The 12,953-nt window shown below is 68.6% G+C and carries 12 protein-coding genes; 7 read left to right on the top strand and 5 right to left on the bottom strand.

The features are described from left to right. Nucleotides 1-2: 2 nt before the first annotated feature. Nucleotides 3-563 carry a flavin reductase family protein gene (locus JWS14_RS12380; protein ID WP_072947617.1) on the bottom strand — a complete coding sequence of 187 codons (561 nt, stop codon included), beginning with the start codon at nt 561-563 and terminating at the stop codon, nt 3-5. Between the two features lie 166 nt (nt 564-729). Here JWS14_RS12380 and JWS14_RS12375 point away from each other — a divergent pair, with 166 nt between their 5' ends. After that, a complete protein-coding gene (locus JWS14_RS12375) occupies nt 730-1,668 on the top strand; it encodes an AraC family transcriptional regulator (RefSeq protein ID WP_072947619.1) in 939 nt (312 codons plus the stop codon). 10 nt (nt 1,669-1,678) lie between these two features. Here the strand turns inward: JWS14_RS12375 and JWS14_RS12370 are convergent, their stop codons facing one another. Both JWS14_RS12370 and JWS14_RS12365 read right to left on the bottom strand, forming a co-directional pair. Continuing rightward, entirely contained in the window at nt 1,679-3,163 is a 1,485-nt protein-coding gene (locus tag JWS14_RS12370) for a multicopper oxidase family protein (protein ID WP_206013316.1), read from the bottom strand. A gap of 51 nt (nt 3,164-3,214) precedes the next feature. Next, nucleotides 3,215-4,162, bottom strand: a complete 948-nt coding sequence (locus JWS14_RS12365; RefSeq protein WP_072947625.1) for an acyl-CoA thioesterase — start codon at nt 4,160-4,162, stop codon at nt 3,215-3,217. A gap of 233 nt (nt 4,163-4,395) precedes the next feature. On the opposite strand from JWS14_RS12365, the gene JWS14_RS12360 reads away from it, so the two are divergent. Continuing rightward, nucleotides 4,396-4,935, top strand: coding sequence for a dioxygenase family protein (locus JWS14_RS12360; RefSeq protein WP_072947628.1), 540 nt, complete (start codon nt 4,396-4,398; stop codon nt 4,933-4,935). Between the two features lie 14 nt (nt 4,936-4,949). Here JWS14_RS12360 and JWS14_RS12355 read toward each other — a convergent pair whose 3' ends face one another. Beyond that, complete coding sequence (locus JWS14_RS12355) at nt 4,950-5,720, bottom strand: IclR family transcriptional regulator domain-containing protein (protein WP_072947631.1); 771 nt, start codon at nt 5,718-5,720, stop codon at nt 4,950-4,952. Between the two features lie 206 nt (nt 5,721-5,926). On the opposite strand from JWS14_RS12355, the gene catA reads away from it, so the two are divergent. The 3 genes from catA to catC are packed head-to-tail and all read left to right on the top strand — an operon-like array spanning nt 5,927 to nt 8,217. Beyond that, nucleotides 5,927-6,769 (top strand): catechol 1,2-dioxygenase, encoded by an 843-nt coding sequence (gene catA, locus JWS14_RS12350; RefSeq protein ID WP_206013314.1) that lies wholly within the window; start codon nt 5,927-5,929, stop codon nt 6,767-6,769. Nucleotides 6,770-6,798: 29 nt separating this feature from the next. Beyond that, on the top strand, nt 6,799-7,920 hold the full coding sequence (locus tag JWS14_RS12345; RefSeq protein ID WP_072947635.1) for a muconate/chloromuconate family cycloisomerase: 1,122 nt from the start codon (nt 6,799-6,801) through the stop codon (nt 7,918-7,920). Between the two features lie 15 nt (nt 7,921-7,935). Further along, nucleotides 7,936-8,217 (top strand): muconolactone Delta-isomerase, encoded by a 282-nt coding sequence (gene catC, locus JWS14_RS12340; RefSeq protein ID WP_072947638.1) that lies wholly within the window; start codon nt 7,936-7,938, stop codon nt 8,215-8,217. Nucleotides 8,218-8,283: 66 nt separating this feature from the next. Here the strand turns inward: catC and JWS14_RS12335 are convergent, their stop codons facing one another. Then, a complete protein-coding gene (locus JWS14_RS12335; protein ID WP_072947641.1) occupies nt 8,284-9,471 on the bottom strand; it encodes an ROK family protein in 1,188 nt (395 codons plus the stop codon). A 151-nt stretch (nt 9,472-9,622) separates the two neighbouring features. On the opposite strand from JWS14_RS12335, the gene zwf reads away from it, so the two are divergent. Beyond that, complete coding sequence (gene zwf, locus JWS14_RS12330) at nt 9,623-11,101, top strand: glucose-6-phosphate dehydrogenase (protein WP_206013313.1); 1,479 nt, start codon at nt 9,623-9,625, stop codon at nt 11,099-11,101. Next, nucleotides 11,098-12,951, top strand: coding sequence for a phosphogluconate dehydratase (gene edd, locus JWS14_RS12325; RefSeq protein WP_206013311.1), 1,854 nt, complete (start codon nt 11,098-11,100; stop codon nt 12,949-12,951). The genes zwf and edd overlap by 4 nt, the downstream gene beginning before the upstream one ends. The last annotated feature ends 2 nt before the right edge of the window (nt 12,952-12,953 follow it).

The following is a 12,953-nucleotide window of genomic DNA, read 5'->3' as shown; positions in this document are numbered from 1 at the left end:
GGTCAGTGGACGGGCTGAAGGTGGAAGGGGGCGAAGGAGGTGGTGGAGTCGAACCATCCGCTGTTCGGATCGTCCATCGATCCGTTCCACGCGGCCGACGCCGACGGGGAACCGAGGTCGTGGAACGTGCTCCGGTAGAACAGCAGTGGATCCTTGCCGCTCGATTCGGCGGCCACGATTTCACCGATGAAGATGATGTGGTCGCCGCCGTCGTACTCCGCCCACGGTTCGCAGGACAGCGTGGCGGCGGCGCCGCAGAGGACGGGGGCGGTCGGTCCGTCGGCCCACACGGGTTCGGGGTTCTGCGGGCGTCCGGCGAAATGCATCGCGGTGTCCACCTGGTCCGCGGCGAGGATGTTGACGGCGAACGGCGACTTGCTCAAGTAGTTGCAGGCCTTCGACTTTCGGGTCAGGGTGATCTGGCACAGCCTCGGCTCGATCGAGACGGCGGTGAAGGCGGTGACCGTCGCTCCGTGCGGCAGACCGTCGGAGTTGGCGCACGTGATGACCGTGACTCCGCTGGCAAACTGCCCGAAAATGTTCCGGAGTTCGCGCTGCTCCATGTTCGGAGCCTCCCTTCCTGTCCGGGGCGCTGTTGAGGTACGGAGAAACGTACGACTGCGGGAACGGGGCGTCGATCCGCTGAGCGCGGAGGTGATCCGCTTTGCGCGGCGAGTTGAGGCGGGGGCCTCGATTGCATTGCGAAGTGTGCGCGGTCACACTGGTGCCATGTCGGCCACGTCGAAGATTTCCCGCCCCGAGGACTGGGACGAGGCGTCGCACGTCGTGTCGGACGTGTACTTCCCGCACACCCTCACGCCGCTGAGCAGGTCGAAGGCCACCAATACGGTCGCGGAGGCAGTGGAGTTGGGCCCGGTGAAGATCACGCACATCGGCTGGGGTGCGGACGTGTCGATCCGGTCCGACCACCCCGGCGCGTACGCCGTCAACGTCCCGCTGTCGGGGCACCTCGAGTCGGTGACCGGCAGGAACGAGGTGCTGTCGGCGCCGGGTTCCGGGACGATCTGCCCGCCCGACACGTCGACGCTCATCACCAACTGGAGCGAGGAGTGTTCGATCATCGGGGTCCGCGTCGACCGGGACCACCTGCACCGGGAAATGTCGCGGATCCTGGCCCGGCCCGACATCCAGCTACCCCCGCAGATCGATGTGACCACCGAGAACGGCGCGAGTTGGCTCGCTCTGGTGCGGTCGTTGCTGAAGCAGATGCTGGAGTCGGATGGGGTGCTGAACAACGCGCTCGTCGCGGAGCAGTTGTCGGGGGCGGTCACCACCGCGCTGGTGCTCGCCGCGGTCCCGGACGACGGGGCCGGGGTGGGATGCGCGCGTCCGCGGATCGTGAAGCGGGTGGTCGACGAGATCCACGCCGACCCGTCCCGCGCCTGGACGGCGGCCGACATGGCCGAGGTTGCCGGGGTCAGCGTGCGCCGGTTGCAGGAAGGGTTCCGCGACTATGTCGGGGTGAGCCCCCGCGACTACCTGCTGGACGTGCGACTCGAACGCGTCCACGACGACCTGCTGCGCGCGAACGGTGCACAGACGGTCGCCGAAGTCGCGATGCGGTGGGGTTTCACCCACACCGGCCGGTTCGCGGCGGCGTACCGCCGCAAGTACGGTGTGGCGCCCTCGGAGGCGCTCCGGGGCTGACGGCCCGGGCTCAGTCGACGTAGGAGAAGATGGTCGCCATGCCCGCGGCGAGGTGATAGTCGTTGTGGCAGTGTGTGATCCACTGACCTGGATTGGTCGTGTCGATGTCGGCGGCGACGGTCTGGCCGGGGAGCACGATCACGGTGTCCTTCCGCGGTCCGGAGCCGTCCATCCGGGCCACCGCGAACGTGTGCCCGTGCAGGTGCATGGGATGCCACATCATCGTCTTGTTCGTGTAGACCAGCCGTACCCGCTGATCCGAGTGCACCGTCAGGGGTGTGTGGTCGGGATACGCCTGGCCGTTCACCGTCCACGAGTAGGCCTTCATGTCGCCGCCGAGCGACGCCTCCAGGGTGACGGCCGGGTCGAGAACCGGTAGCCGCGCGGCCTCGGTGGCCTGCAGGTCGGCCACGGTGAGTGGCGGTGCCGCGAGCTCGGCGGGCATCACGGAGGGCGCGGGTGCCGCGCCGCCCCCGGTGCGGATCACCGCGAATCCCTGCGCCCCCTTCCCCTCGGCAACGGCGACCAGCGGGAACACCCCGTCCTGCAGGGTGACGACGGCGTCGTACCGCTCGCCCATGCCGATCAGCACCGAATCGGTGTCGACCGGATCGACGGGGAAACCGTCCGTGTCCGTGACGGTCAGCCGGTGGCCACCCAGCGCGACCCGGAACGCCGTGTCGTCGCCGGCGTTGATCAGCCGGATGCGGGCGCGTTGCCCCGCTCGCGCCGTGAAGACCACCGGGTCGGCGGGAGTTCTGCCGTTCACGAGATACACCGGATACCGCACATCCCCGGCATCGCCGCCGAGCGCGGCCGACGTCATATCGGGCATGGACGCCATCCGCCCGCCGCGCAGCTCGTCGAAGACCTGCGTCGGCGTGCGATCGGTCAGCCAGTCGGACAGCACGACGACGAACTCGGCGTCGTAGTTCGCGGGTGCTGCAGGGTCGTCGACGATCAGCGCCCCGTACAGCCCGCGGCCGCGCTGGAGATCGCCGTGCGTGTGATACCAGTACGTTCCCGGGTCGGGCGGGATGAAGTCGTAGACGAACTCGTCCCCCGCCGGGATCGGGGCCTGCGTGACGTCCGGGACCCCGTCCATGTCGTTGCGGATGGCCAGCCCGTGCCAGTGCACGGTCGTGGGGTCCGGGAGCTGGTTGCGACACCGCACCTGGACCCGGTCGCCGACGTTCGCGCGCACGACCGGGCCCGGCAGTTGCGTGTTGTACAGCCACGCCGCGGTGCGCGTACCTGCGAGGTCGACGTCGGACTGCGCCGCGGTCAGTTCGTAGGCGACCGGACGGCCGCCGGGGAACCGCCGCGACTCGGCCTCGGCGAACGTCCGCACCTGCGGCGAATCCGGTCCGATCGCCGCCTCGGTGTTCTCGTTGCGGGCGCAGGCCGCGGTGAGTCCGAGCAGCGCGGCTCCCGCGCCCCATTGCAGCACGTGCCGCCGGGACAACTGCACGTCGAGTGGACGGTCGCCGGGCATCCCCCGCTCCTTCCGCGGGTAGACCATTTCCCGTGACGCTACCCGGGTGGGTTACGCGAGGGCGCCGATTCGCGCCCGGTCGCGGAGGGCGATGAGTTCGCGGGCGTGCGCCTCCAGCTTGCGATCCTCGTCGGACTGCGGAACCCACTGCCGCGCAGCCGTGGTCGCGCCGTCGTCGTCGACAGCGGCGACGACGGTGAGGCAGTGGGTGGTGAGGTTCATTTCCCGGGTGCGCGGGTCGCCCGATCGCACGTGCACCGAGATGTGCATGGTCTGCGCGCCCGTGTGCAGCAGGCGGGCGTCGACCTCGACGACGTGCCCGATCTGGATCGGGCGGTAGAACCGGACACCGCCGGCGTACACGGACACGCACGGGGTGCCGTTCCACGACGTGCCGCACAGGTAGGCGGCCTCGTCGATCCAGCGCATCACGGTCCCGCCGTGCGTCTTGCCGCCCCAGTTGACGTCGGTGGGCGCGGCCAGGAAGCGGGTCAGCGATTCCGGTGCGGTACCCGCGTCGGTGTAGCTCTGCTTGCTCATCGCCTCTTCGATGTCGGCCCGCAGGCCGATGCGCATGACGGCCTCCTCGGACTCGGCGTGGTCGGCGGCGGTGACGGGCTTCCACGGCGGCACGGTCGTCGGCTTTCCGGAGTCGTCGACGGCCACGAAGATGATCAGGCAGTTGCTGGCCTCGGTGAACTGGCCGGTCCGAGGGTCGGCGGACGAGACCGTGCACTGGATGTGCATGCTGGAGCGCCCGGTGTGGACGAGGCGCGCTTCGACCTCCACGAGATGTCCGGACTCGATGGACCGGGTGAATTTGATGTTTCCGACGTACGCGGTGACGCAGTAACTCCCGCTCCAGCCGACCGCGCAGGCGTACGCGGCCTTGTCGATCCATTCGAGGATGCGGCCGCCCTGGACTGCACCTCCGAGTGTCGCGACCTCGGTGGGTGCGGCGAGGAAGCGGAGGGTGATGCTGCGGGGAGGGGTGGTCATCGATGTGTTCCTCGGGTGTTCGACGTGGCCGGCGCGAGGGCGCGCACCGGGCGACGGCGAAACGTCGTTGTCCGCCGGTGGCCGGGAAATTATCCCACAGTTGCCCCGTACCGACCCGTTCGCGATGTGAACGGAGCGCAGTTGACGAACGCCTGTGACTGCGCGCACACTCGACCACGACCGCACAGCGTTCCCTGTGTACGCACAGCGTGCACGAGTGATCGGATCAGGTGATGACCTCAACGTCGACGACGACCGCACCCCGGGCCGACCGGGCCTGCCTCGACTACGTGGACCGGGAGTTCTACCTCCCCGCGCAGCGGGTGCTGCCGTGGACCGCGAACCTCGCGGCACTTCCCGGCGAACCCGGAACGCCGCTGCGGATGACGGGCGTCGTCCGGTCCCGCACCGGCGAACCGCTGTCGGGTGCGGAGATCGAGATCTGGCACGCGGACGCCGACGGATGCTATTCCGGGTATTCCGTGGAGATCCTCCGCAACAACCTGCGCGGCATCGTCGTCACCTGCGCGGGCGGTCGCTTCGACATCGCGACGGTGCAGCCCGCGCCGTGCGAATTCTCCAGCGCCCGAGGCGATGCCGACGTGGGGCACCTCAACGTGATCGTGCACGCGCGCGGGTTCCGCCCGCTCGCGACGAGGCTGGTCCCTACGCCCGGCGCGTCGAGAGAAGTGGGCAGTTCCGCCGTCGAGACGCTTGTCGACGTCGGTGCCGATGGAGTGGTCTCCTGCGACTTCGTGCTCGATCCGATCTGACCGGCGTGCCGCCGTCAGCCGGCGTAACCCATGTCCGCGCTCAGGGCGGCCGCGGCGGCGAGGACGCACGGAACGGCCTGTTCGCGGAACTGCGCCGGAGTGTTGCGCGCGGACGACGTGGAGCACGCGACCACGCCGACTACCGTGCCGCCGGCGTCGCGGACCGGTGCGGCGAGCGAGATGAGCCCCTTCTCCAGTTCCTCGGCCGTCAGGGCGAACCCCTGCTCGCGGACCTTGGTCAGTTCCCGCTCGAGTTCGGCCGCGGAGCCGATGGTTTCGGGCCCGAGTTTCTGGAACGTGGACTCGGCGACCACCTGCTCGACGACGTCGGCGGGGGCCCAGGCCAGGAGCGCACGGCCCATGGACGTGGCGTACGCGGGGACACGGGTGCCCACGGAGACGTTGATGCTCATGATCCGCCGGACGGGGACGCGCGCCGCGTAGACCACGTCGGCGCCGTCGAGCACACCGAGCGACGCGGACTCCTGGGTCTTCTCGGCCACCTCGAGCAGCCGGGGCATCGCGGCCTCGATGAGCGCGTGCGACTCCGAGTAGTGCTGTCCGATGCTGAGCACGCGGGGGGTGAGCGACCACCGGCCTCCCGCCCCCGCGACGTACCCCAGCTTCTGCAGGGTGAGCAGGATCCGGCGGACGGCGGGGCGCGACAGTCCCGCTTCCGTCGCGAGTTCGGCGAGCGTCGGGTTCGGGCGCTGGGCGTCGAAGGCCAGCAGCACGGCGAAACCGCGCTCGATGCTCTGGATGTAATCGCGATCGCTCTCGGTCATTGCGGCCTCCACCAGCGATTCGTGTGCGTCTTCGGACTCGGGGTTGACATTTCAATGTGACTGCGCGCACAGTAGTGGTGTACGCACAGCGTGATGTTAGTACGCACAGCGTACATATGCAAGACCCTCCGGCGTGTGAACACCCACCGCGTCGCCCAAAACTCGATACCAGCCCTGTCCGAATTCCTTCAGCCCGAGGAGAAACGATGACCACCACCGAGAGCCCCACCGCAGCCGGATCCGGCTCCGCCGCCACCGACAAGTTCAAGGCCGAGCGCGTCAGCGCCGACACCTCGCCCGAGCGGCTCGCGGCGATCGCCAAGGACGCCCTCGGCGCGCTCAACGACGTGATCCTCAAGCACGGCGTCACCTACCCCGAATACCGCGTGTTCAAGCAGTGGCTGATCGATGTCGGCGAGGGCGGCGAATGGCCGCTGTTCCTCGACGTGTTCATCGAGCACTCCGTCGAAGAGGTCCTCGCCCGCTCCCGCAAGGGCACCAAGGGCAGCATCGAGGGCCCGTACTACATCGAGAACTCGCCGGAACTGCCGTCCACGTGCACCCTGCCGATGCGTGCCGAGGACGAGAAGATCACCCCGCTCGTCTTCGCCGGCCAGGTCACCGACCTCGACGGCAACGGGCTCGCCGGGGCGAAGGTCGAACTGTGGCACGCCGACAACGACGGCTACTACTCGCAGTTCGCACCGCACCTGCCCGAGTGGAACCTGCGGGGCACGATCATCGCCGACGACGAGGGTCGCTACGAGATCACCACGATCCAGCCTGCGCCCTACCAGATCCCGACCGACGGCCCGACTGGCCAGTTCATCGAGGCGCAGAACGGCCACCCGTGGCGTCCCGCGCACCTGCACCTCATCGTGTCGGCGCCCGGCAAGGAGTCGGTCACCACGCAGCTGTACTTCAAGGGCGGCGAGTGGATCGACAGCGACGTCGCGTCGGCCACCAAGCCGGAACTGATCCTCGACCCGAAGACCGGCGACGACGGCAAGAACTACGTCACCTACAACTTCGTGCTCGACCCCGCGTGACCCGTTCCACCCGTACAGAAAGTGATCCGATGACCGACCTGTCGATCGTCTCCGTCGAAACGACGATCCTCGATGTGCCGCTGGTGCGTCCCCACAAGTTCGCGACCACGTCGATGACCGCGCAGCCGCTCCTGCTGGTCGCGGTCGAGACCGCCGGCGGCGTGACCGGCCACGGCGAGGGCGTCGTCCCCGGCGGCCCCTGGTGGGGCGGCGAGTCGGTGGAGACGATGCAGGCGATCATCGAGAAGTACATCGCCCCGGTCCTGCTGGGGCGGCGTGTCGACGAGATCACCGGCATCATGTCGGACATCGAAAGGGTGGTCGCCAATGCACGTTTCGCGAAGGCGGCCGTCGACGTCGCGTTGCACGACGCCTGGGCCCGCAGCCTGGGCGTACCCGTGCACACGCTGCTCGGCGGCGCCTTCCGGAAGAGCGTCGACGTCACCTGGGCCCTCGGCGCCGCACCCGCCGAGGAGATCATCGAGGAGGCCCTCGGCCTGGTCGAGTCGAAGCGGCACTTCAGTTTCAAGCTGAAGATGGGTGCGCTCGACCCTGCCGTCGACACGGCTCGGGTGGTCCGGATCGCCCAGGCGCTCGAGGGCAAGGCCGGCGTCCGGATCGACGTCAACGCCCGTTGGGATCGGCTGACCGCGCTGAAGTACGTGCCCCGCCTCGTCGACGGCGGCGTCGAACTGATCGAGCAGCCCACACCCGGTGAGCAACTCGAGGTCCTCGCCGAGCTGAACCGGCTCGTCCCCGTCCCGGTGATGGCCGACGAGAGTGTCCAGACTCCGCACGACGCCCTCGAGGTCGCCCGCCGCGGCGCCGCCGACGTCATCGCGCTCAAGACCACCAAATGCGGTGGCCTCGCCAAGAGCCGCGAAGTGGTCGCGATCGCCAAGGCCGCCGGAATCGCCTGCCACGGAGCCACGTCCATCGAAGGCCCGATCGGGACCGCGGCGTCCATTCAGTTCGCCTGCGCCGAGCCCGGCATCAACTTCGGCACCGAACTGTTCGGGCCCCTGCTGTTCAGTGAGGAATTGCTGCAGGAACCGCTTCGCTACGCCGACGGCCAGGTGTCCCTGCCCGAAGGCCCCGGACTCGGAGTCGAGCTCAACATGGACGCAGTCAAGACCTGGACCAGGAACTGAGGAGGACACCACCCGATGGCACTCTTTCACGTGCGCATGGACGTCGCCATTCCCCGCGACCTCGACCCGAAGGTCCGGGACGAGACGATCGCCAAGGAGAAGGCCTACTCGCAGGAGCTTCAGCGCTCCGGCAAGTGGCCCGAGATCTGGCGGATCGTCGGCCAGTACAGCAACATCAGCATCTTCGACGTCGAGTCGGCCGACGAACTGCACGAGATCCTGTGGAACCTTCCACTGTTCCCGTACATGAAGATCGAGATCATGCCGCTCACCCGGCACGGTTCCGACGTCAAGTAGGCCTCCGGCCTGTGCGTGGTTGACGAGTCTCTGGACTCGTCAACCACGCACAGGCGGCGGAGCCGCCTATTTCTGCCGCGCGAGCAGTTGGTCCACGGCGCGCACGCTGAGGACGTGGTCGAGTGCCATGGTGGCGCTGCCGACGACGCCGGACAGTTCCCCGTGCGTCCAGGGGAGGATCTGAAGCTGTTGGGTGGCAACGGCGATCGCGTTGCCGTACAGGGTTTCGCGTAGCCCGGCGACGAACGTGTCGTACGCCTGCGCCATGTCGCCGCCGACGATCACGACCTCCGGGTTGAGGAGGTTGATCGCCCCCGACAGGACCTCGCCGATCTGGCGCCCGCTCTCGCGGATCATCCGCCGGGCCTCGGCGTCGCCGGCGAGCGCGAGGGTGATCACGTCGCGGATGTGCGTCACTTCGCGTCCCTGCTCCTGCAGGTTGCGGACCAGCGCCCAGCCGCCGGCGACGGCCTCGATACATCCCACATCACCGCAGCGGCACACCACCCCTTGTGCCGCTGCGGTTTTCGTGTGTCCGATCTCGCCTGCCGCGCCCAGGGCGCCCCGCTGCAGCACGCCGCCGGACACGAGTCCGGCGCCGAGCCCGGTCGACGCCTTGATGAGCAGCATGTCGGCGAAGTCGCGGCGTTCCCCGCGTCGCTCGGCCAGGACCATGACGTTGGCGTCGTTGTCGACGAAGACGGGCGCGTCGGTGACATCGGCGAGGAACGGCTGCAGCGGAACGCCGTCCCAGCCCGACATCATGGGAGAGTTCAGGCTGCACCCGCGCTCGGTGTCGACGGTGCCGGGGAGACTGATCCCGATCCCGACCGTCCGCCCCGCGGTCTCGCCCAGGCCCTCGCGCAGCGCGATGAGACGCCTCGCGATGACGGGCATCAGCTCGGCCGGGCTCGTGCCGATTTCCTGCTCCACATCCTCGGCGACGATGACGTCGCCTGCGAGGTCGCAGATGGCCAGCTGGGTGCGGCTCCGGCCGATGGCGGCCGACAGCACCACTCCGGCCTGCACGTGAAACGAGAGTTTCACCGGCGGGCGTCCGCCGGTCGACACGCCCTCTTCGCGTTCGACGACGAGTCCCGACGCCTGCAGTGACGACACCCGGGCCGCGACGGCCGTGCGGGACAGCCCCGTGAGGTTGCCGATCTCGGTGCGCGTGGTGGCTAGCCCTGCGCGAATGAGGGCGAAAACGTCGCCACCCGTCGCCGGGGAGGTCGTCGAGCGAGGCGTCCGCATGCAGGCCATTCAACCAACCGGACACGCGTCTGACAACGTAAGGTTCAGATCTTTGTTCGTCGAAATACTTAAGTCTGTATTGATCAAAAGCCAAAGGTCGCCTACTCTCGTCTGTGATGGCCCACACATCCGGCTTTCAGAGGGAGATGACATGTCACCAGCGACCACCGTGGAACCGTGCGATTTCGTCGTGTTCGGCGGCACCGGCGACCTGGCGGTTCGTAAGCTGCTTCCCGCGCTCTACCTGCGCGACAGGGACGGTCAGCTGCCCGCCGAAACCCGCGTGATCGGTGCCTCGCGAGCCGGTCTCGACACCGACGGCTACCGCGACAAGGTGCGAGGAGAACTCGCGCGGTTCGTCTCCGGCGATCAGCTGGATTCGGACACCTGTGAGCGATTTCTCAATCGCCTCGAATACGTCACCGTCGACGTCGCGGACCCGGCGAACTGGGCGGGCCTGCAGGACTGTCTCGCCGACCGGGACGGCGCCATCCGGGTATTCTACCTGGCGTGCGCTCCCGGCCTGTTCGGGCCGATCTGCGAGAACCTCGCCCTGAACGGTCTCGCCGACGCGCAGTCCCGCGTCGTGCTGGAGAAGCCCATCGGCCACGACCTCGCCTCGGCACGCGCCGTCAACGACGCGGTCGGCGCAGTGTTCGAGGAATCGCAGATCTTCCGCATCGACCACTATCTCGGCAAGGAGAGCGTCCAGAACCTGCTGGTCACTCGATTCGCCAACACGTTCCTCGAGCCGCTGTGGAACTCCTCGTCGATCGACCACGTGCAGATCAACGTCGCCGAGTCGCTCGGAGTGGGCAGCCGCGGCGGCTACTACGAGTCGGCGGGCGCGCTGCGCGACATGCTGCAGAACCACCTCCTGCAGATGCTCTGCCTCGTCGCGATGGAGCCGCCCACCTACGTCGACCGCGAGACCGTGCGCGACGAGAAGCTGAAGGTGCTCCAGGCCCTCAAGCCGATGAGCCCGCAGGACGTCGAACGCTGCACGGTCGCAGGCCAGTACGGCCCCGGGCTCGCCGACGGGAAAGCCGTCCCCGGATACCAGGACGACGTCGAGAACCCGGACAGCACCACCGAGACGTTCATCGCCGTCAAGGCCGAGATCCAGAACTGGCGGTGGGCCGGCGTGCCGTTCTACCTGCGCACCGGCAAGCGCATGGACCGGCGCTGCTCGGAGATCGTCGTGCAGTTCAAGCCCGTCCCGCACCCCATGTTCCCGGGCAGCGAGGGCCACAGCGAACCCAACCGCCTGGTCATCCAGCTGCAGCCCCACGAGGGCATGCGTCTGCACATGACGGCGAAGGAACCCGGCCCCGGCGGTATCCGCCTCAAGCCGGTGTCGCTGGACCTCAACTACATCGAAACGTTCAAGCGTCCGTCGCCCGACGCCTACGAGCGGCTGCTGATGGACGTGGTCCGGGGCAACCCGACCCTGTTCATGCGCCGCGACGAGGTGGAGGCCGCCTGGGAGTGGGTCGAGCAGATCCTCGTCGGGTGGGAGAAGTCCGAGCGTGGACCGCGGCGGTACCCGGCGGGCACCAACGGACCCACCGACGCGACCATCCTGATCGAGCGCGACGGCCGCGCCTGGCACGAAGGAGTTACCGCATGACCGACGCGCCCACACCCACCGCCGACGTACACCCCGTCCTCGCCGCCGTCACCGAACGCATCATCGAGCGCAGCAGGCCCGAGCGCACGATCTACCTCGACCGCATCCGGCAGGCCGCCGACCGCGGTCCGGCGCGCGGCAAGCTGGCCTGCGCGAACCTGGCGCACGGCTTCGCCGCGTCCGGCCCGGCCGACAAGAAGGCGCTGCGCGCGTTCGTCAAGCCCAACATCGCGATCGTCTCGTCGTACAACGACATGCTGTCGGCGCACCAGCCGTTCGAACACTTTCCCCGGCAGCTCAAGGCCGCGGTCATGGAGGCCGGCGGCATCGCCCAGTTCGCAGGCGGCGTCCCCGCCATGTGCGACGGCATCACCCAGGGCCGCGACGGAATGCAGCTGTCCCTGTTCAGTCGCGACGTCATCGCGATGGCGACGGCGATCGGCCTGTCCCACGACATGTTCGACGGCGCCCTCATGCTCGGCGTGTGCGACAAGATCGTGCCCGGAATGCTCATCGGCGCACTCGGATTCGGCCACCTGCCGACGATCTTCGTGCCCGCCGGGCCGATGACGTCCGGTCTGCCCAACAACGAGAAGTCGCGCGTCCGCCAGCTGTACGCCGAGGGCAAGGCCGACCGCGAGCAACTGCTCGATGCCGAGGCTGCGTCCTACCACGGTGTCGGCACCTGCACGTTCTTCGGCACGGCCAACTCCAACCAGCTGCTCATGGAGGTCATGGGCCTGCACCTGCCCGGATCCAGCTTCGTGAACCCGGGCACCCCGCTGCGGGAGGCCCTCACGTGGGAGGCGGGAAAGCGCGTCACCGGTCTCACCTCGCTCGGCGACGACTACACACCGGTCGGTGAGGTCGTGGACGAGAAGGCCGTGGTCAACGGTTGCGTCGCACTGCTCGCGACCGGCGGTTCGACCAACCACACGATGCACCTCGTGGCGATCGCCCGCGCCGCAGGCATCACCCTCACGTGGGACGACCTGTCGGAACTGTCCGCGATCGTGCCGCTGCTCGCCCGGATCTACCCCAACGGCTCGGCGGACGTGAACCACTTCCACGCGGCGGGCGGCCTCGGCTACGTCGTGTCGTCGATGCTGGATGCGGGACTGCTGCACGAGGACGTGAAGACCGTCGTCGGCGCCGGACTCCGCCGGTACACCGAGGAGCCGAAGCTGTCCGGCGAGGGCGTCGAATGGCAGCCGGGCACCAGAATCAGCCTCGACACCAGCGTGTTGCGCGGACCGGAAGATCCGTTCGACGTCAACGGCGGCCTCAAGATGCTGACCGGAAACCTGGGTTCGTGCGTGATGAAGACGTCGGCCGTCCACCCGGACCACCGCGTGGTGACCGCCCCGGCCCGGGTGTTCGACGATCAGCTCGACTTCCTCGCCGCGTTCGAGGCGGGAACGCTGACCGGCGATTTCGTGGCCGTGCTCCGGTACCAGGGGCCGCGCGCCAACGGCATGCCCGAATTGCACAAGCTCACACCGGTGCTCGGCGTTCTGCAGGATCAGGGCCGCAAGGTCGCGCTGGTTACCGACGGCCGGATGTCCGGCGCGTCCGGGAAGGTGCCCGCGGCCATCCACCTCACCCCCGAGGCGGCGGCGGACGGACCGCTCGCGCGGGTGCGTGACGGCGACGTCCTCACCGTCGACGCCGTGACCGGATCCGTGAACGTGCACGTAGGCGACGAGGAACTGGCCGCCCGCCCGGCGACCGGTCGTGCGCTCAGTGCCGACGAATGGGTCGGCACGGGCCGCGAACTCTTCGCCGGCCTGCGTGCCGCCGTCGGACCGGCGACCCAGGGCGCCAGCGTTTTCCACCCCCAACCCGTCTAAGG

This window comes from Rhodococcus koreensis (assembly GCF_017068375.1).
In the GTDB taxonomy this organism is placed as follows: Bacteria; Actinomycetota; Actinomycetes; order Mycobacteriales; family Mycobacteriaceae; genus Rhodococcus_F; species Rhodococcus_F koreensis.
The sequence above is the reverse complement of the archived record's forward strand: the minus strand, read 5'-3'. Positions and strand labels throughout refer to the sequence as shown.